Below are 18305 nucleotides of genomic sequence, written 5' to 3'. Positions count from 1 at the left end.
GTCCCGGCCACCCTGTCGCGGACCGCCCGCCGAAGGCAAGGCGGGGTGCGGGGTCACCAGTCCCCGTCGGCCACCGGCTTACCCGGCGCGTCCTTCAGCGGGACCACCTGACCCGGCGTCGGCTCCTGCCAGGGGTCCAGGTCGTCGCCCAGCCAGTCGCCCACCGGGCGCACCGGCTCCAGGGGGCCGGCGGGGGAGAGGTCGTCGGCCTCGTCGTCGTAGTGCTCGAACCACGGCAGGCCCGCTCTGGTGTACGCGGCCCGGTCCACGGGGGAGGGCGGGGGCTCCTCGCCGGTGATGCGGCGCCACTCGGGCGGGGTGACCAGGTGGACGAAGACCCGGCCGGCCGGGGTGTCCGACCAGTCCGACGCGGGGCGTTCGTCCCGGTACACCTCCTGGCGCATCGAGCCGCCCGCGCCCAGCCCCATCGCCGCCGACTGCCGGGGAGCGGCACCTGCGGGCGGGGGACCGCCGGGGGCCGGGGCGGCGAAGGCGGCCGGGGCGCCGTAACCCCCGGCGAGCGGCCCGGACCGGGCGCGCTCGGCCTCGCGCCACCGCGCGAGCGCCTCCGGGCGCAGGCCGTACGCCTGCAACTGCACACCGCCCCAGGTCTCCTCGCCGGTCACCTGACCCTCCACGGTCGCGCCGAGCCCGAGGGGTACGGCGACGAACTGGCGGACGGTGCCCTTGCCGGAGTTGATGCCGTCCAGCCAGGGCTGGCGGGGGAGCGTGACGTAGTTCTGCGGGTCCCGCGCCAACGTGCCCTGCCAGGGCTTGCCGGAGACCGCGCACACCTTGCCGACGCCGACCTGGAGGGCGGCCGGTTCCGTGGTCCCGGCGAAGCCGATCCACATCGCCTCGCGCAGGTACATCGGCAGCAGCACCCCGCCGCGCGCCCGCCACGCCTCCGGCACCCGGTCGGCGTGGTCCGCGACCCGGCGCAGCGGGAACTCGCCCAGCCCCGGCGGCAGCGGATGCGTACCCCGCTCCGGCAGCCGCAGGGTGCGCACGAACCGCACCACCACCCCGTCGCCCAGCCGCAGCGTGTTCCCGTCGATCCGCACCCCGGCCCGCTCGGCCATCGGCCCGCCCCCTCGAAGTCCCGGCACCGGTCGTACCCGGTGTCCCGTCACCCAGAACGCCCGCCGATGCCCGCACGGTTCCGCCAGAGGTCCTCCTGTACGCCCAGGCGCTGGCGCAGGCGGTTCACCCGGGGCATCTTGGCGCGCTGCTGGCGGGAGACCCGGTCCAGCTCCTCCAGCAGGCGGCGGCTGCGGTGCTCGGTGTCCAGCTCGTCGATGATCCGGTTGACCTCGGTGAGGACCGCGCCGAGCAACTGCCAGTCCTCGCGGTCCTCCTCGACGTGCTCCCTGAGCTGCTCGGCGAGCCGGTCGCGGGTGGCGGCGGCCGTGTGCAGCTCGGCGGTCAGCCGGGACTCGGCCGACTCGGCGTTGGCGCTCAGGTCGGTGGTCACCAGTACCGCGAAGCTCACCACGGCGTCCGCGATCTCGGACAGCACCTGTTCCACGGTCTGCCCGATCGGCGGCGGGAACAGCTCCTGGGGGCCGCGCTCCTTCGCCAGGTCGGTGAAGGAGCGGGCCATGACCCGCAGGACGACCGTGCAGATCTCCAGGGTGTCCAGGCCGGTGCGCAGCACCACCCGGTGCAGCAGGCCCTCCTTGACACGGGGGTTGAGCCGCAGGCTCTCCTCGGCCTGCCGCAGGGCCGCGTCCACCTGGATGATGTCGTGGTCCAGCCGGCGTGCCTCGTGCAGCCGTTCGGCCGCCCGCTGCCAGGGGATGGCGCCCGCCGCCTCCTCACCCATCCGGAGCATGAGCTGACGCAGCCGACGGGCCAGCCACTCGATGGACCGCCCGGCCGCGTCCACCCACACCGGGGGCGGCAGCAGCAGATTGCAGGCCATGCCGATGATGGCGCCGATCAGGGTCTCCACGATCCGCGCCCACGCGGTGTAGCCGACCGTGGTGACGCCGAGCACGAGCATCGCGCTGATCGCCACCTCGTTCACGTACTCGTCCACGCGCACCAGGTGACCCACGCTCAGCGCGGCCACCAGCAGCAGGGCCAGGCTCCACCAGGTCAGACCGACCAGGAGACTGAAGACGATGGCGACCAGCACGCCCGTCACCACGGCGTTCACACGGCGGATGCCGTTGGTGAGGGTGGCGAAGAAGGTGACTTGGACGACCAGCAGGGCCGTCAGGGGCGCGGTCAGCGGCGCCGGTTCCGGGCTGAGCCGCAGCGCGATCACATAGGCGACCGTGGCCGCGGCGGCCGACCGCAGTGTCTGGACGACCACCGGCTCCCGGCGGCGCGCGAACAGGCGCCGCAGCGCGTCGGCCCACTTGCGTCGCTGCTGCGCGTCCATCCACTTCCGTACGTCTGGCATCCTTTGGCGTCTTCCCTTTCCGTAACCGTGCCGAACGGGGCCGTTCGAGCACCGTGTACGCGAAAGGGGGCGGCCCTCAGACGTACAGGCGATCGACGAAGGCGTTGAGGTTGCCGCCCGCGCGGGCGATCTGCTCCTCCGTCGTGAGGCTCTCCTCGAACCTGCTCCCCGACTCCGGCACCTTCTTCCCCCGGAGATACAGGGAACACGCCAGGTCGGCGCACATGTACACGCCGACGGAGTTGCCCTCGCGGCCCGCCGGGCCGGCCTTGCGGGCGGTCATCAGGGAGACGCCGCCGCCGCGATGGGTCGTCAGGCACACCGAGCACATGCTGCGGTGCTGGAAGCCGCGCCGGACGGTCGGGTAGCGCAGGGCGATGCCGACGAGGTCCGTGCCGCGTTCGAGGACCAGGTAGCTGCGGTCGGGGGCGCCCGGATCGCGCCAGCCCAGGAAGTCGAGGTCGTCCCAGGGGCGTTCGGCCAGGTCGCGGGGGACGGCCAGTCGCTTGGCGTCGCCCTTGGAGCAGTTGACGAAGGAGGCGCGGATGTCCTGCTCGGTGAGGGGTCGCATCGGGGGATTCCTTCTGTTGTAGCCATGAGCCTAGGGGGTCTAGGTTCACGAGCGTATAGAGCGCCGGCGTTCCGGGCCAAGCCGTTTTCCGTGCGCCGTCCCCTACTCGGCTTCGGCACCTCGTACCCGAGGCGGCCACACCCCCGGCGCCAGCACGCCCAGGGCGTAGGCGCGGGCGACCAGTTCGGTGCGGTTGGCCGCGTGCCAGCGGGCGGACAGGCGGCGCAGGTGATACGCGACACCGTCCCGGCTCAGGCCCAGCTCACGGGCGGCCCGGCCGGTCGTGGCGCCCCCGGCCAGCAGCGCCAGCACCGCGCCCTCGACGGGGGTGACGGGCGCGGGTTCGGGGACGGACTCCGGCTCGCTCTCCCCGAGCACCCGGAGCATCACCAGCAGCGCCGGGGTCTCGTCCGTGGAGTCGCTCACCGGGTCGGCGGTCAGCTCTCCGTACCGCTCCGTCCCGCCGGGCGCGCTCCAGCTCACCGACACCTGGTAGCGGGAGCGGTGCCGCAGTCGCAGCGCCTGCGCGATCCGCTCGACCTGGCCGGCCTCCTGCGGGCGGAACAGCTCCAGCACGTCACGGCCGCGAAGCTGCCCCGGTGACGTACCGCACTCGGCGGCCATCGCCGGGTTGGCCAGCGCCACCTTGCCGTACACGTCACAGACCGCGACCGGCACCGCGACCCGGTCGAAGAGCATCAGGGCCCGGTTGCGCCACACCACCGCGTCCGCCGGCCCCCACTCCACGCCAGCCTCCCAGGTGCCGAACCGTCCCCACCATCCAAGACGAAAACCCAGGTCAGCGGCAACTCAGGGCGTACACCGGAGCCGGTGCGCAAGGGCCCGCGCCCACTTTCCACTGCACGTTCGTGTAGTGACCGGGCGCGGGCGCGCCCCGCCGCTGGAGCACGCTGGAAGATGCCAGCCACCCCACGCGAATCGCCAGTCCCCGCCCCGCGAAAGGCAGTTGCCGCGCCATGCCCCCCACCGCACCGCACCCCGAGCCCCCCGCACTCACCGGCGTGCCGGTCGTCGACATCTCCGCCATCGGACCGACCCGCACTCCCATCCAGCAGGTCATGGAGCTGATGCGGACCCACGGGCCGGTGCTGGTGCGCCGCCTGCACGGGCGCGACGCGCTGTTCGTCGCCGACGCCGACCTGATCGCGGACCTCGCCGACGAGGACCGGTTCACCAAGCACATCGGGCCCGCGCTGGAGAACGTGCGCGCCTTCGCCGCCGACGGCCTGTTCACCGCGTACAACGACGAGCCGAACTGGGCCAAGGCCCACGACATCCTGATGCCCGCCTTCGCGCTCGGCTCCATGCGCGCCTACCACCCGGTGATGCTGAAGGTGGCCCGGCGGCTCATCGAGGCATGGGACCGCTCCGCCCGCGCCGGGCAGCCGGTCGACGTCCCCGACGACATGACCCGCATGACGCTCGACACCATCGGCCTCGCCGGGTTCGACTACGACTTCGGCTCCTTCGAGCGCGCCGAGCCGCACCCCTTCGTCGAGTCGATGGTGCGCTGCCTGGAGTGGAGCATGACCCGCCTGGCCCGCGTGCCCGGCGGCGACTACACCGAGGCCGACGCCGCCTTCCGTAGGGACGCCGACTACCTCGCCGGGGTCGTGGACGAGGTCATCGCCGCCCGCACCGGCACCGACCAGAGCGAGGCCGCCGACCTGCTCGGGCTGATGCTCACCGCCCAGCACCCCGCCGACGGCACCACCCTGGACACCGCGAACATCCGTAACCAGGTCATCACCTTCCTCATCGCCGGCCACGAGACCACCTCCGGCGCGATGTCCTTCGCCCTGTACTACCTGGCCAAGCACCCCACCGCGCTCCGCCTGGTCCAGCGCGAGGCCGACGCCCTGTGGGGCGACGCCGCCGACCCCGAGCCGTCGTACGACGACATCGGCCGGCTCACCTACACCCGCCAGGTGCTCAACGAGGCGCTCCGGCTGTGGCCGACCGCCGCCGCCTTCAGCCGGGAGGCCCGCGAGGACACCCTGCTCGGCGGGCGGGTGCCGCTGCGCGCCGGGCAGGCCGTCAGCGTGCTGGTGCCGATGCTGCACCGCCAGCCCGTCTGGGGCGACAACCCCGAGCTGTTCGACCCCGACCGCTTCACCGCCGAGGCGGAGGCGGCCCGCCCGGTGCACGCCTTCAAGCCCTTCGGTACCGGTGAACGCGCCTGCATCGGGCGGCAGTTCGCGCTGCACGAGGCGACCATGCTGCTCGCCATGCTGGTCCACCGCTACCGGCTGCACGACCACGCCGACTACGCGCTGGACATCAAGGAGACCCTCACTCTCAAGCCCGAGGGCTTCACCCTCACCCTGACCCCGCGCACCGACGCCGACCGCGTCCACTACCCGCTGCCCGGCGCCGCCGCCGTGACCGCCGCCGAGGACACCGACGCGCAGGCGCTCCCCGCCCGGGTCCGCCCCGGCACCGCCGCCCTGTTCCTGCACGGCAGCAACTACGGCACCTGCCGCGACTTCGCCGGACAGCTCGCGGACGAGGCCGCCGCGCTCGGCTGCGCCACCGAGGTCGCCCCGCTGGACGCGTACGCCGACGGCCTGCCCACCGACCGGCCCGTCGTCATCGCCGCCGCCTCCTACAACGGCCGCCCCACCGACGACGCCGTCGCCTTCGCCGCCTGGCTGGAGGCCGACCACGACCTCACCGGCGTCACCTACACCGTGCTCGGCGTCGGCGACCGCAACTGGGCCGCCACCTACCAGCACATGCCGACCCGCATCGACGCCCGCCTCGCCGACCTGGGCGCCACCCGGCTCACCCCGCGCGCGGCCGCCGACGCCTCCGGCGACCTCACCGGCGCCGTCCGCGACTACACCGCCGCGCTGCGCACCGCCCTGCTCACCGAGTACGGCGACCCCGACGCCACCGCCCCGGCCGACGAGCCCGACACCGCCTACGAGGTCCGCGCCCTGACCGGCGGCCCGCTGGACGCCCTCGCCGAGCGGCACGAGCTGGTCCCGATGACCGTCACCGAGGCGTACGACCTCACCGCGCCCGGACACCCGCGCGTGAAGCGGTTCCTGCGCGTCGCCCTGCCCGACGGAGTCACCTACCGCACCGCCGACCACCTCACCGTGCTGCCGGTCAACGCCCCCGAGGTCGTGGAGCGGGCCCTCGCCGCGCTCGGCGCCGACCCCGACACGGTGCTCGACATCCGCGCCACCCGCCCGCGCCGTGACGGCCTCGCCGTGGACCGCCCGCTCACCGTGCGCGAACTCCTGACCCGGCACGTCGAGTTGCAGGAGCGGCCCACCGCCCGCCAGCGCGAACTCCTCGCCGCCGCCAACCCCTGCCCGCCCGAGCGCGCCGCCCTCGCCGCCCTCACCGGCGACGACCCGCGCACCCTGCTCGAACTCCTGGAGGACCACCCCGCCCTGCGCGAGGCGCTCGACTGGCCCCGCCTGCTCGACCTGCTCACCCCGCTGCGCCCGCGCCACTACTCCATCTCCTCCTCCCCGGCCACCGACCCGCGCCACGCCGACCTCATGGTCTCCGTGCTCGACGCCCCCGCGCGCTCAGGCAACGGCCGCTACCGGGGCACCGGTTCGGGACACCTGGCCGGCGTGAAACCCGGCGACACGGTGTACGCCCGCGTCCAGCCCTGCCGGGAGGCGTTCCGCACCGACACCTCCACCCCCGTCGTGCTGATCGCGGCCGGCACCGGCCTCGCCCCGTTCCGCGGAGTGGTCATGGACCGGGCCGCCGCCCGCGCCCAGGGCGCCGAACTCCCGCCCGCGCTGCTCTACTTCGGCTGCGACGCCCCCGACGCCGACTATCTGCACGCGGCCGAACTGGGCGCCGCCGAGAGCGCCGGAGCCGTCTCGCTGCGCCCCGCCTTCAGCGCGGCTCCCGTCGACGGCGTCCAGTTCGTCCAGCACCGCATCGCCGCCGAGGCCGACGAGGTCTGGAAGCTGCTCGGCGCCGGAGCGCGGGTCTACGTCTGCGGCGACGGCGCCCGTATGGCGCCCGGCGTCCGCGAGGCGTTCCGCACCCTGTACCGCGACCGCACCCCGGGCGCGGACGAGGCGGCGGCGACGCGCTGGCTGGACGAGCTGGTCGGCGCCGGCCGCTATGTGGAGGACGTGTACGCGGCCGGCTGAGCCGCACCTGCGGCTCCTGGAAATCTCACAGCATGAAATAAGGGGGCCCGCGAAGTCGTGCCCGGCCTGTTCCGAAGGGTATGTTGCAGGCCGGGCACGGGTCGGAAGGGGCCACATGGCGGGGCGGAACGGGCGCACGGTACGCGATCTGAGGCGGGGCAACCGCACGGCCGTGCTGCACAGGCTGTACTTCGACGGCCCCCTCAGCCGCTTCGAACTGGGCCCGGCCACCGGACTCAGCTCCGGCTCGGTGAGCAACGTCGTGGCCGACCTGATCGCGGACGGACTCGTGGAGGAGGCCGGCAGCGTCGACTCGGACGGCGGCCGCCCCCGCACCCTGCTCCGGGTCGCCCCGCACAGCGGCCAGATGATCGGCGTGGACGTCGGCGAGACCCGCGTCCGTGTCGAGCTGTTCGACCTCGCCCTCACCGAACTCGCCCGCGCCGAGCGCCCGTTGACCCGGCCCGGCTACGACGTGGACGACATCACCGGTCACATCCGGGACGGCGTCGCCGAGGTCCTGGCCGCGGAGGGCGCGAGACCCGAGCGGCTGCTCGGTGTCGGGGTGGGCGTGCCCGGCATCGTGGAGCACACCGCCGACCGGGGCGCGGTGGTGCACGGCCAGACCATCGGCTGGGACGCCGTCCCGCTGGAGCGGCTGCTCCGCGCGACCTCCGGGCTCCCCGAGAGCGTGCCGTACTTCATCGACAACGGCGCCAAGACGCTCGGCCAGGCCGAGATGTGGTTCGGCGCCGGGCGCGGCGCCCGCAACGCCCTGGTGGTGCTCTTCGGCTCCGGCGTCGGCGCCTGCCTGGTCACCCCCGAGGTGGAGCACGGCCGCGCGGTGGAGTGGGGGCATCTGACGGTACGGGTGCGCGGGCGCCGCTGCCGCTGCGGGGCGCCGGGCTGCCTGGAGGCGTACGCGGGCGCGGAGTCGCTGCTGGCCCGCTGGCGCGAGGAGGGCGGACGCCCGCCCGAGGGCACCGACGAGGAGACCGCGCTCACCGCGATGCTCGCCGCCGCCTACCCGGCCGGGGACGCGGAACCCGACCCGGTCGCGCTCGCCGTGCTGGAGGAGACCGCCGAGTACCTGGGCGCGGGCCTCTCCGACCTGATCAACCTCTTCCAGCCCGAGCGCATCCTCATCGGTGGCTGGGCCGGACTCCAGCTCGGCACCCGCTTCCTGCCCGCCGTACGCCGGCACGCGGCCACCTACGCGCTACGGCACCCGGCGGACCGGGTCACCATCGACCTGGGGCGGCTCGGCCCGGACGCGGTCACCGTGGGCGCGGCCATCCTGCCGCTGGCCGACTTCTTCACCCGGGGCGGCCGCCGCGCCGAACCGGTACCCGAGGACCGCCCGCCCGCCTGGCGGGCCGCGCTGGACGAGCGCGCCCCGCGCTGACCGGGGACACGAAGATGCCCCGGCCGTGACGGGGGAATCACGACCGGGGCGGTCCATCAGCGGACGGGGTCCAGGTCAGGTCGGGCCCGCGTCCACGTCTGGTTCAACGGACAACCACGGACGGGCGTTCCCGCACGGCGAGGTGATCCGGGTCACGCGCGGTCAGCCGCGGGCACCCGCCCCTCGCGGGTCCAGTCCAGCAACTCGTCCGCCGTCCAGGTGTTCACCACCCGCCCGGCGGGCACCCCGCACTCCTCGGCGCGGGCGCAGCCGAGGATCTGCCAGTCCAGTTGGCCCGGCGCGTGCGCGTCGGTGTCGATGGAGAACAGCGTCCCGGCGTCCACCGCCTTGCGCAGCAGCCGTTTCGGCGGGTCCAGCCGCTCCGGACGGCTGTTGATCTCGACAGCGGTGCCCGCCTCGGCGCACGCGGCGAACACCTCGTCCGCGTCGAAAGCCGACTCGGGCCGCCCCCGCCCGGTGAGCAGCCGGCCGGTGCAGTGGCCCAGCACGTCGGCGTGCGGATCGGACACGGCGGCCACCATCCGGCGGGTCATCGCGGCCGCGTCCATCTTCAGCTTGGAGTGCACCGACACCACCACGACGTCCAGCCGGTCCAGCAGCTCCGGCTCCTGGTCCAGCGAGCCGTCGTCCAGGATGTCGCACTCGATGCCGGTGAGCAGCCGGAACGGCGCCCAGCGCTCGTTCAGCGTCTCGATCAGGTCGAGCTGCTCGCGCAGCCGCTCCGGGGAGAGGCCGCGGGCCACGGTGAGGCGGGGGGAGTGGTCGGTGAGCGCGGTCCACTCGTGGCCCAGCTCGGCCGCGGCCCAGCCCATTTCCTCGATCGGGCTGCCGCCGTCCGACCAGTCCGAGTGGGTGTGGCAGTCGCCGCGCAGCAGCGCCCGCAGCTCCTCGCCGCCGTCCGCCGTCAGCGGGCCACCGGCGTCCTCCTCCAGCGAGCGCAGATAGGCCGGCGTCTCCCCGGCCACCGCCTCCTCGACCACCTTCGCGGTCTTCGGGCCGATCCCCTTCAGCGTCTGGAGCGTCCCCGTGGAGACCCGCCGGGCGATCTCGTCCTCGGGGAGGTCCCTGAGCACGCGCGCGGCCGTGCGGAACGCCCGCACCCGGTAGGTGGGCGCGAGCGAGCGCTCCAGCAGGAAGGCGATCCGGTCCAGCGCCGCGACGGGTTCCATGGCCACCATTCTGCTCCGTACGGACCTCCAGGGTTGCCCACCGGCGCGGTCACCGCACGGCGGCGCCCGGACGGCCCGTGCGGACGAGCCGCCCGCGCTCCTCGCGTTCTAGGCTCTAAGACATGACCGAACAATCAGCTCCGTACATGTCCAATCCGCGCATCCGGGTGCTCGGGGTCTGTCAGGGCAAGCCGGGGTCGCCGCCCTTCCGGGTCATGGAGATCGACGGTGAGGTGATCGGCGAGGTCACGTCCATCACGGGGGTGCTGGAGGCCGCCGCCGCCCGCGGCATCGTCATCCACGATCTGGACGACCCCGACGTGGTCCGCTGGGTCGGCGGCGACAAGTTCACCTGGCGGGTGCGCGGCGCCAGGCGAGGCCAGGGCTGACTAGCCCACCGTCCACTTCTGGGCGGCGGTGCCGTTGCAGGTCCAGAGCTGGAGCCGGGTGCCGTTGGCCGAGTTGGCGCCCGTCACGTCCAGGCACTTGTTGGCCTGCGGGTTGACGATGTCGTTGGCCGAGGACACCACCCACTTCTGGTTGGGGCTCCCCGCGCAGTCCCACAGTTGCAGGGGCGTACCGTCCGCGGTGCCGTTGTCCTTCAGGTCCAGGCACTTGCCGAGCGCGCGGATCGTGCCGTCCGAGCCCACCGTCCACTGCTGGGCCGCCGAGCCGTTGCAGTCGTAGAGCTGTACGGGGGTGCCGTTGGCGGAGTTCGCCGCGGCCACGTCCACGCACTTGCCGGCCAGGCCCCGGATGGCGTTGCCGCCCGTCGAGCCGCCGCTCGTGGTCACCGACACCGAGTCCACGACGAGCTGCGCCGGGAACTGCGTCGAGCCGTCCGGGTCGCCGGGCCAGTAGCCGCCGACCGCCAGGTTGAGGATCAGGAAGAACGGCTTGTTGAACACCCAGGTCTTGCCGCCCAGGTCGGCCGGGGTGCGCCGCTGGTACACGTTGCCGTCCACCGTCCAGGTGATGGAGTCCGGCGCCCAGTCGACCGCGTAGGTGTGGAAGGCGTCCGCGAACGCCTGCCCGTTCGGCAGCGAGTAGCCCGCGCCGATGCCGCCCGAGCCCGAGTAGCCGGGGCCGTGGATGGTGCCGTGCACGGTGGAGGGCTCGAAGCCGACGTTCTCCATCACGTCGATCTCACCCGAGTCCGGCCAGTTCACCGGCGTGCCCAGCATCCAGAACGCGGGCCACATGCCCTGCCCGCGCGGGATCTTCATCCGGGCCTCGACATGCCCGTACTGCGCGTTGAACTTGCCCGAGGTGTTCAGCCGAGCCGAGGTGTACTGGCAACTGCCGTACCAGCACTGGTAGTTCGCCGGGTTCTCGCGCTTAGCGGTGATGACCAGGTGACCCTGGCCGTCCAGCGCCGCGTTCTTGGTGCCCGAGGTGTAGTACTGCCGCTCGTGGTTGTTGACGTTGTCTCCGGTTTCCAGCGTCCACTTGGAGCCGTCGACGGCGGAGCCCGCCGGGCCGTCGAAGGAGTCCGAGAACGTCGCCGCCGCGACGGCCGGTGCGGCGGCCGTATCGGCCCTCGCGGGACCGACGGCCGCCGCGCCGACCAGCGCGGCGGAGAGAGCGGCGAGGAGGCATCTGCGGAGCAGGCGTGGGGATGCCATGACTCTCCGTTTCACATGGGGGGAGTGACGCCTCTTGTTGTAGAGACCGGGGCCAGGGTCGTCAATACCTTGGTACAGACCAGTCATCGACCGCTCGGACAAACCGGCTGAGGACGCTCACTCCTCCACGACCTTGGGCCGCCGCGCGTGCACCGCCCGCCCCAGCCGGCGCCCCAGCAGCAGCCAACCCAGCAGCGCACCCGCGGTGTTGAGGATGACGTCGTCGATGTCGAACGCCCGCCCGGTGATCAGCGCGCCCTGGGTCAGCTCCACCATCAGCATCACCAGCGCGGTCAGGAACAGGACTTGGAGGATGCCCCGCGCCCGGGGAGCCAGCACCGGCACCAGCACGCCGAACGGCACGCCCAGCAGCACGTTGCCGCCGATCTGCTTCAGGGTGTCGCGCACCGTCCCGTAGTCGAAGTACGCCTTCAGGGAGTTGCCCGGCCGCATGTTGCTGTGCGTCAGCGCCTCCGACGCGGGCGACGGCTCCAGGGTGATCCGGGCCAGCGCGATGGCGAAGGCCACCATGAACACGAACGCCAGCAGCATGATCGGCAGCCGGATCGGCAGCGGCAGCGGCTTGCGCTCCGCCACCACCGGCTCCGACCGGGGAGCCGGCTCCGGCTCGGTCTTCTCCAGGCGCTCCCGCCGCCAAGGGGTGCGCAGTACGGTCGGCAGGCGTAGGGCGGTACGAGCCATGCGGTGGTCCTCCAGTCGTGAACATCCCCGTGAGAAGCAGCGAGTGCCCGGTAAACGGCCGCTGATGCCGGACCGGGCAGGACGTCAGGAGTCGTACGACACGCGTACGTCCTTGAAGCCGAGGGAGCGCAGCAGGCCCTGGAGCATGCCGGTGGTGTTGGACTCGGCGCGCGCGGTCAGCTCGCTCTCCTGGGCGGCCTCGCCGATGTGCTTGACGGCGAGCTTCTGCACCGCCTGCTCGCCGTTGGGGTTGTCCGAGAACAGATCGCCCAGCCGGTCGAGCAGGCCGCGCTGCTTGGAGACGGCGTAGGAGCGGTCCGGGTCGAGCGCGGGCTTGCCGAGCTGTGCGTGCGGCAGCTTCAGCACGGCGGAGGTGCGGTCGTCGTTGACCGTCACGTCCTTCTCGCCGACCTTGCCGAGGTCCACATAGGCGTCCACGGTGCCCGCGCCGACGTACAGGGTGCGGGTGCCGCGCAGCGCGTCGGGCAGGTACTTGGCGTTCTTCTCCAGGTCCACGACGACCTGGAAGTTGCCCGAGGCGGCCTGGTACCGGCTCATGTCCTGGATGGACTGGAGCAGCGCCGGGCCCGAGCGGTCGCGGGACTCGGTGCCGAACAGGTCCTTGATGCCGGGCAGCACGGCCAGCCGTATCCCGGCGAACAGCAGCACGAGCACCAGGGCGATGCCCGCCAGCACCTTCACCATTACCGGCACCCGCCGGGGCCGCTCGTTGACCGGAGTCGTCCTGCCGGCCGTAGTCGTCTTCTCCACGGTTCTCCCTTCCCCCTCCTCGGATGCCCACCAAGTAAGCGAACAGGCAAGCGAGTTGACCATCCCCCGCCGCTGACGTACGTACCCCTGCCGCTTCCGTACGAGATCCGCCACGCCTGCCGTCCGGGCCGGGCGGGAGGTGGCCGGTAGCATGGCCGCCCAGCCCGTACCGATCATGCGAGGAGCGGATCGTGCGAGACATCGCCGTCTTCAGCGGCAGCGCCCACCCCCGGCTGGCCGAGGAGGTGTGCGCGCACCTGGGCGTCACGCTCAGCCCGGCACGGGTCAGCCGGTTCGCCAACGACTGCCTGGAGGTGCAGCTCCAGGCCAACTGCCGGGAACGGGACGTGTTCCTGATCCAGCCGCTGGTACGGCCGGTGCAGGAGCACCTGGTGGAACTGCTGATGATGTGCGACGCGGCCCGGGGCGCCTCGGCGGCCCGGATCACCGTCGTCATGCCGCACTACTCCTACGCCCGCTCGGACAAGAAGGACACGCCCCGCATCTCGCTCGGCGGCCGCCTGGTCGCGGACCTGCTGGTGGCGGCGGGCGCGAGCCGGGTCCTCACCATGACCCTGCACGCCCCGCAGGTGCACGGCTTCTTCTCGGTGCCGGTCGACCACCTGCACGCACTCAGGGAACTTGCCGCGCACTTCCGGCAGTACGACCTCTCGCGCACCACGGTCGTCTCCCCGGACCTCGGCAACGCCAAGGAGGCCGCCGCCTTCGCCCGGCGGCTCGGCGCCCGGGTCGCGGCCGGCGCCAAGCAGCGGTTCGCGGACGACCGGGTCAGCATCAGCTCGGTGATCGGTGACATCACCGGCCGGGACGTGATCGTGCTGGACGACGAGATCGCCAAAGGCAGTACGGTGCTCGAACTGCTGGACCGACTGCGGGAGCTGGGCCCGCGCTCGATCCGGGTCGCCTGCACCCACGGGCTGTTCGCGGCGGGAGCGCTGAAGCGGCTGGGCGAGCAGCCGGACGTACTGGAGATCGTCTGCACCAACACCGTGCCGGTCCCGGAGGACGAGCGCACCGACAAGCTCCGGGTGCTGTCCATCGCGCCGGCCCTGGCGGAGGCGGTGCGGCGCATCCACGACGGGGAATCGGTGAGCGCGCTGTTCGAGCAGCCGGCGGAAGCCTAGGACTCGTCGCCGGCCAGCAGTGCCGACTCCAGGTCCGGGTGCGGGGGCAGGACGCGGGTCAGGCCCGTGACCCCGAGGACGCGCAGGGTCAGGGGGTGGACGCAGACCAGGTGGAGACGGCCGCCGCGTTCCAGGACGCGGTGCCGGGCCCGGCTGACCAGGCGCAGCCCCGAGCAGTCGAAGAACTCCACGGGGCGCAGATCCAGCACCACCCGTGCGCGCTCGCGGCCGGTGAGCCGGTCCAGCAGGGGTGAGATCTCCGCCGCCGAGGCGATGTCGATCTCACCCCGTAACTCCAGCACCGTGTGCCCGTGCTCCTCGCGCACCCGCAGATGCCGGCTGAGCGGGGTGGCTTCCTCCCGCACGACGGCACCACCTCCCACCCGTCCCACCCGCGCCCGCGACGGACCCGCGCCGCGTGGCGACCAGCTCGACAGGAGGAATTTGAGCATGTTCGCTTGACATATGTCTTCGGGTTTGACGTAGCCGGTTCGAATCTGTGTGTTTGTGATCGGCTCGCTGTCCCTGACCCCGCTGCCGGCCGGGTGGTTCAGTGCTTGGCCGGAGCCGCGTTCGGGTGCGGCCAGGTCCCCGTGGAGCGGGCGACCGCCTTGGCGCGCGTACGGTCGACCACGCTGCGGGCCACCGCGAAGATCGCGCCCTGCACGGCCGCCGCCAGCAGGATCTCGCCCCAGCCGCGGTCCGGGTCCAGCGGGTCGGGCGCCTCCTCCTCGTGCCGGATCACCATCCACGCCTTCCGGAAGGCCAGCCCGGCCAGCGCACCGCCCGACCAGCTCAGCGCGAAGCCCACCGGTTTGTGCATGAGGGGGGCCTTGATCTTGCTCATGTTCTTGTTCTTCTTCGCCATGTGTCACTCCTTCCTCACCGGGGCCGCCCCCTCCCCGGAGAGCCCCCGACCTCCCCCGTCCGGGCCCGTGTGATCCTTCCCGCCGGGGGCATTGGCGTCAGGTGAGCGCTACTTCGGAAAAGCAGCCGGAAACGACGACCGGCCACAGCGACGGCCAGGAGGCCGCCAAGTCCGACGGACACACCCGCGTCACCGTCCTCGTGGCACTCGCCGCGAACCTGGTGATCGCGGTGGCCAAGGCCGTCGGCGGGATCTTCGCGGGCTCGCCCGCCCTGCTGTCGGAGGCCGCGCACTCCGTGGCCGACAGCCTGAACGAGGTGTTCCTGCTGGCCGCGCTGAGCCGCAGCCGCCGCCCGCCGGACGCCCGCCATCCCTTCGGCTACGGCAAGGAACGGTTCTTCTGGTCCCTGCTCGCCGCGGTCGGCATCTTCGTCATGGGCGGCTGCTTCTCCTTCTTCCAGGGCTTCGAGGCCATCAAGGGCGGCAGCGAGGAGAAGTTGAGCGGCTACATCGCGGGCCTCATCGTGCTCGGCGTCGCCTTCGTCGCCGAGGGGCTGTCCCTGATCCGGGCGGTACGCCAGGCGCACCGGCAGGGCGAGGGCGTCGGCGACGTCCAGGACCCCGCGCTGCGCACCGTGCTCGCCGAGGACGGCACGGCGGTGCTCGGCGTGACCTTCGCCGCCGTCGGCATGGTGCTGCACATGCTCACCGGTCAGGCCCTGTGGGAGGGCTGTGCGTCGATCCTGATCGGCGCCCTGCTGGTCTACGTCGCCTACCGGCTCGGCCGCGACGCCCGCGACCAGCTCATCGGCGAGGCCGCCGACCCCGAGCTGACCGGCCGGATACGGGAACTGCTGCGCGCCCAGCCGGAGATCGACAGCGTGGAGGCGCTGTTCACGATGAAGACCGGCATCGACTCCGCCCTCGTGGCCGCCCGCATCGACCTGGTGCCGGGGATGGACAGCGAGGAGGTCGAGGAGGTCGCCGTCCGCATCAAGCGGTCCGTCGCCGAGATGTTCCCGGACGCCGGGCAGATCTTCCTCGACGTCACCGACCGCGACCACGCCCCGCGCGACGCACACGAAAGCCCCGCCGCGACGGGGGAGCGCGGCGGGGCCTGACCTCCGCGTGCCCTCCGGGGGACGGTTCACACCCGCCGTACGCGGGAGATACGTGAACCGTCCCCCGGCTGCCGTTCAGCTCGCGTCGGCCGGCTCCAGGACGAAGACCGGGATCTCCCGGTCGGTCTTCTCCTGGTACTCCGCGTAGGGCGGGTAGGCCGCGACGGCCCGCTCCCACCACTGCGCCTTCTCGTCGCCCTTCACCTCACGGGCGCGCATCTCCCGCTTGGCCGGCCCGTCCTGGAGTTCGACCGTCGGGTCGGCCTTGACGTTGAAGTACCAGACCGGGTGCTTCGCGGCGCCGCCCACGGAGGCCACCACCGCGTACTTCCCGTCGTGCTCCACCCGCATCAGCGGCGTCTTGCGGAGCTTGCCGCTGCGGTTGCCGCGCGTGGTCAGCACGATCACCGGCAGTCCGGTGTCGCGCAGCGTCGTCCCTTCCGTCCCGCCGGAGCTCTCGTACAGCTCGACCTGATCGCGTACCCACTGCTCCGGGCTCGGCTCGTACTCGCCCTCAAGAGGCATGGCTTCGTCCCCTTCACGTCGTCTCTCGTCATGCCGACGGCTTCACGCCTGCGGTCCACCGCAACACCGGGGGCCGCCGGAATCATCCGTACCGCGCATCCTCTGGGCCACGCGGGTGAATAGCCGGATCTCTCGGCCCGTCCCCGGCCGGGGGTGGCCGAAAAGGGGCGTACGCGACGACACTGGGAGGACCGATGTGCGTCGGACGACCGGATTCCGGTGCCCGGACACCTCAGGCGGACGCGCTTCTTCGGCCAGATCCCACGGGTCGCCGATCTGGCCGAACTTGCCGTCGCCCCATAGGTGCCCCGGGCATCTAATGAAGATCGGTTCGAGGTACTTCTTCGTCTGCGAGGTCCATCCATGACGGAACTGACGGACACCACCGGCCCGGCGAAGGCGGCCGATCCCGTCGCCTTCCCGCAGGACCGCACCTGTCCCTACCACCCGCCCACCGGGTACGGCCCGCTGCGCGAGGGCGGGCCCGTGTCCCGCGTCACCCTGTACGACGGCCGCGAGGTCTGGGCCGTCAGCGGGCACTCCGCGGCCCGCGCGCTGCTCGCCGACCCCCGGCTCTCCAGCGACCGGCGCCGCCCGGAGTTCCCGATCCCCACCGCTCGGTTCGCGGGCGTACGGGACCGCCGGGTCGCCCTGCTGGGCCTGGACGACCCCGAGCACCAGATCCAGCGGCGGATGATGATCCCGTCGTTCACGGTCAAACGCGCCGCCGCGCTCCGGCCCGCCATCCAGAAGATCGTCGACGACCTCCTGGACGCGATGATCGAACGGGGGCCCGGGGCCGAGCTGGTGTCGGCCTTCGCGCTGCCCGTGCCGTCCATGGTCATCTGCGACCTGCTCGGGGTGCCGTACGCCGACCACGAGTTCTTCGAGGAGCAGTCCCGCAAGCTGCTGCGCGGGCCGACGGCCGACGACAGCCAGAACGCCCGCAAGGAACTGGAGACCTACCTCGGTGGTCTCATCGACGCCAAGGCCGGTCACCCCGAGCCGGGCAAGGGGGTGCTGGACGACCTGGTCCACAAGCAGCTCAGCGAGGGCGCGCTGGAGCGGGCCGAGGTCGTCTCGCTCGCCGTCATCCTGCTCGTCGCCGGGCACGAGACCACCGCCAACATGATCTCGCTGGGCACCTACACCCTGCTCCAGCACCCCGACCGGCTGGCCGAGCTGCGCGCCGACCCCGCGCTGCTGCCCACGGCCGTCGAGGAGCTGATGCGGATGCTGTCCATCGCCGACGGCCTGCTCCGGGTGGCCGTCGACGACATCGAGATCGAGGGGGTCACCATCCGGGCCGGGGAGGGCGTGATGTTCTCCACCTCGGTGATCAACCGCGACGACTCCGTGTACGCCGACCCCGACGCCCTCGACTTCGGCCGCTCCGCCCGCCACCACGTCGCCTTCGGCTTCGGCATCCACCAGTGCCTGGGCCAGAACCTGGCGCGCGCGGAGCTGGAGATCGCCCTCGGCACCCTCTTCGCCCGGCTGCCCGGCCTGCGCCTCGCGGTCCCGGCCGAGGAGATCCCGTTCAAGCCCGGCGACACGATCCAGGGGATGCTGGAACTCCCCGTGACCTGGTAAGAGGCTTCTCTCCATGCACACCGACATCGAGATCGACAAGGACCTCTGCATCGGCGCGGGCCAGTGCACACTGGCCGCCCCGAGCGTTTTCACCCAGGACGACGACGGGTACAGCACGCTGCTGCCCGGCGCCACGGACGGGGCGGGCAGCCCCATGCTCCGGGAGGCAGCCCGCGCCTGCCCGGTCGGCGCGATCACCATCACCGAGAGCTGACCGCTGCTTATAGG

General features: G+C 72.6%; 18 protein-coding genes. 7 read left to right on the top strand and 11 right to left on the bottom strand.

All coding sequences use genetic code 11. The features are described from left to right. Positions 1-53: 53 nt before the first annotated feature. From OG448_RS02090 to OG448_RS02075, 4 genes are all read right to left on the bottom strand, one after another. Complete coding sequence (locus tag OG448_RS02090) at positions 54-1082, bottom strand: hypothetical protein (RefSeq protein ID WP_405551070.1); 1029 nt, start codon at positions 1080-1082, stop codon at positions 54-56. Between the two features lie 47 nt (positions 1083-1129). Beyond that, positions 1130-2389: an FUSC family protein gene (locus OG448_RS02085; RefSeq protein WP_405558642.1), complete on the bottom strand. Its 1260-nt coding sequence runs from the start codon at positions 2387-2389 to the stop codon at positions 1130-1132. A gap of 97 nt (positions 2390-2486) precedes the next feature. Next, positions 2487-2981: an FBP domain-containing protein gene (locus tag OG448_RS02080; protein WP_405551068.1), complete on the bottom strand. Its 495-nt coding sequence runs from the start codon at positions 2979-2981 to the stop codon at positions 2487-2489. A 102-nt stretch (positions 2982-3083) separates the two neighbouring features. Continuing rightward, the gene (locus OG448_RS02075; RefSeq protein ID WP_405558640.1) at positions 3084-3680 is read right to left on the bottom strand and encodes a PAS domain-containing protein; all 597 of its coding nucleotides are present in this window, start codon (positions 3678-3680) and stop codon (positions 3084-3086) included. A gap of 278 nt (positions 3681-3958) precedes the next feature. Between OG448_RS02075 and OG448_RS02070 the strand changes: the two genes are divergently transcribed. After that, the gene (locus tag OG448_RS02070; RefSeq protein ID WP_405551067.1) at positions 3959-7132 is read left to right on the top strand and encodes a cytochrome P450; all 3174 of its coding nucleotides are present in this window, start codon (positions 3959-3961) and stop codon (positions 7130-7132) included. Between the two features lie 115 nt (positions 7133-7247). Continuing rightward, positions 7248-8537 carry an ROK family transcriptional regulator gene (locus tag OG448_RS02065; RefSeq protein WP_405551064.1) on the top strand — a complete coding sequence of 430 codons (1290 nt, stop codon included), beginning with the start codon at positions 7248-7250 and terminating at the stop codon, positions 8535-8537. Positions 8538-8689: 152 nt separating this feature from the next. On the opposite strand, the gene OG448_RS02060 is transcribed toward OG448_RS02065, so the two are convergent. Beyond that, on the bottom strand, positions 8690-9727 hold the full coding sequence (locus tag OG448_RS02060; RefSeq protein WP_405551063.1) for a PHP domain-containing protein: 1038 nt from the start codon (positions 9725-9727) through the stop codon (positions 8690-8692). A 122-nt stretch (positions 9728-9849) separates the two neighbouring features. On the opposite strand from OG448_RS02060, the gene OG448_RS02055 reads away from it, so the two are divergent. Next, positions 9850-10116, top strand: coding sequence for a hypothetical protein (locus OG448_RS02055; protein ID WP_405551061.1), 267 nt, complete (start codon positions 9850-9852; stop codon positions 10114-10116). Here OG448_RS02055 and OG448_RS02050 read toward each other — a convergent pair whose 3' ends face one another. The 3 genes from OG448_RS02050 to OG448_RS02040 form a co-directional block, all read right to left on the bottom strand. Next, on the bottom strand, positions 10117-11352 hold the full coding sequence (locus OG448_RS02050; RefSeq protein WP_391295918.1) for an RICIN domain-containing protein: 1236 nt from the start codon (positions 11350-11352) through the stop codon (positions 10117-10119). Positions 11353-11469: 117 nt separating this feature from the next. Further along, a complete protein-coding gene (locus OG448_RS02045; protein ID WP_405551058.1) occupies positions 11470-12054 on the bottom strand; it encodes a VanZ family protein in 585 nt (194 codons plus the stop codon). 84 nt (positions 12055-12138) lie between these two features. Next, positions 12139-12759 (bottom strand): DUF4230 domain-containing protein, encoded by a 621-nt coding sequence (locus tag OG448_RS02040; RefSeq protein WP_405558638.1) that lies wholly within the window; start codon positions 12757-12759, stop codon positions 12139-12141. A gap of 257 nt (positions 12760-13016) precedes the next feature. On the opposite strand from OG448_RS02040, the gene OG448_RS02035 reads away from it, so the two are divergent. Then, the gene (locus OG448_RS02035) at positions 13017-13970 is read left to right on the top strand and encodes a ribose-phosphate diphosphokinase (protein ID WP_405551055.1); all 954 of its coding nucleotides are present in this window, start codon (positions 13017-13019) and stop codon (positions 13968-13970) included. Here the strand turns inward: OG448_RS02035 and OG448_RS02030 are convergent. Next, on the bottom strand, positions 13967-14335 hold the full coding sequence (locus OG448_RS02030) for an anti-sigma factor antagonist (protein WP_405551052.1): 369 nt from the start codon (positions 14333-14335) through the stop codon (positions 13967-13969). The genes OG448_RS02035 and OG448_RS02030 overlap by 4 nt on opposite strands. Before the next feature lie 185 nt (positions 14336-14520). Further along, entirely contained in the window at positions 14521-14838 is a 318-nt protein-coding gene (locus tag OG448_RS02025; RefSeq protein ID WP_405551051.1) for a DUF4235 domain-containing protein, read from the bottom strand. A 101-nt stretch (positions 14839-14939) separates the two neighbouring features. Here OG448_RS02025 and OG448_RS02020 point away from each other — a divergent pair, with 101 nt between their 5' ends. After that, positions 14940-15959, top strand: coding sequence for a cation diffusion facilitator family transporter (locus tag OG448_RS02020; RefSeq protein WP_405551050.1), 1020 nt, complete (start codon positions 14940-14942; stop codon positions 15957-15959). Positions 15960-16034: 75 nt separating this feature from the next. Here the strand turns inward: OG448_RS02020 and OG448_RS02015 are convergent, their stop codons facing one another. Continuing rightward, complete coding sequence (locus tag OG448_RS02015) at positions 16035-16484, bottom strand: nitroreductase family deazaflavin-dependent oxidoreductase (protein ID WP_405551047.1); 450 nt, start codon at positions 16482-16484, stop codon at positions 16035-16037. A gap of 363 nt (positions 16485-16847) precedes the next feature. On the opposite strand from OG448_RS02015, the gene OG448_RS02010 reads away from it, so the two are divergent. Together OG448_RS02010 and OG448_RS02005 are read left to right on the top strand one after the other, a co-directional pair. After that, a complete protein-coding gene (locus OG448_RS02010) occupies positions 16848-18077 on the top strand; it encodes a cytochrome P450 (RefSeq protein ID WP_405551044.1) in 1230 nt (409 codons plus the stop codon). A 13-nt stretch (positions 18078-18090) separates the two neighbouring features. After that, on the top strand, positions 18091-18291 hold the full coding sequence (locus tag OG448_RS02005; protein ID WP_405551042.1) for a ferredoxin: 201 nt from the start codon (positions 18091-18093) through the stop codon (positions 18289-18291). Positions 18292-18305 lie beyond the last annotated feature (14 nt).

The organism is Streptomyces sp. NBC_01171, from assembly GCF_045039805.1.
Classification (GTDB): domain Bacteria; phylum Actinomycetota; class Actinomycetes; order Streptomycetales; family Streptomycetaceae; genus Streptomyces.
This window is presented reverse-complemented; position numbering and strand designations above follow the sequence as displayed.

Coding starts and splice junctions, on each gene's coding strand:
- OG448_RS02065 (WP_405551064.1), top strand. CDS start 7,248: ATGGCGGGGCGGAACGGGCGCACGGTACGCGATCTGAGGCGGGGCAAC.
- OG448_RS02060 (WP_405551063.1), bottom strand. CDS start 9,727: ATGGAACCCGTCGCGGCGCTGGACCGGATCGCCTTCCTGCTGGAGCGC.
- OG448_RS02050 (WP_391295918.1), bottom strand. CDS start 11,352: ATGGCATCCCCACGCCTGCTCCGCAGATGCCTCCTCGCCGCTCTCTCC.
- OG448_RS02090 (WP_405551070.1), bottom strand. CDS start 1,082: ATGGCCGAGCGGGCCGGGGTGCGGATCGACGGGAACACGCTGCGGCTG.
- OG448_RS02040 (WP_405558638.1), bottom strand. CDS start 12,759: ATGGTGAAGGTGCTGGCGGGCATCGCCCTGGTGCTCGTGCTGCTGTTC.
- OG448_RS02080 (WP_405551068.1), bottom strand. CDS start 2,981: ATGCGACCCCTCACCGAGCAGGACATCCGCGCCTCCTTCGTCAACTGC.
- OG448_RS02045 (WP_405551058.1), bottom strand. CDS start 12,054: ATGGCTCGTACCGCCCTACGCCTGCCGACCGTACTGCGCACCCCTTGG.
- OG448_RS02010 (WP_405551044.1), top strand. CDS start 16,848: ATGACGGAACTGACGGACACCACCGGCCCGGCGAAGGCGGCCGATCCC.
- OG448_RS02070 (WP_405551067.1), top strand. CDS start 3,959: ATGCCCCCCACCGCACCGCACCCCGAGCCCCCCGCACTCACCGGCGTG.
- OG448_RS02055 (WP_405551061.1), top strand. CDS start 9,850: ATGACCGAACAATCAGCTCCGTACATGTCCAATCCGCGCATCCGGGTG.
- OG448_RS02085 (WP_405558642.1), bottom strand. CDS start 2,389: ATGGACGCGCAGCAGCGACGCAAGTGGGCCGACGCGCTGCGGCGCCTG.
- OG448_RS02005 (WP_405551042.1), top strand. CDS start 18,091: ATGCACACCGACATCGAGATCGACAAGGACCTCTGCATCGGCGCGGGC.
- OG448_RS02015 (WP_405551047.1), bottom strand. CDS start 16,484: ATGCCTCTTGAGGGCGAGTACGAGCCGAGCCCGGAGCAGTGGGTACGC.
- OG448_RS02025 (WP_405551051.1), bottom strand. CDS start 14,838: ATGGCGAAGAAGAACAAGAACATGAGCAAGATCAAGGCCCCCCTCATG.
- OG448_RS02075 (WP_405558640.1), bottom strand. CDS start 3,680: ATGCTCTTCGACCGGGTCGCGGTGCCGGTCGCGGTCTGTGACGTGTAC.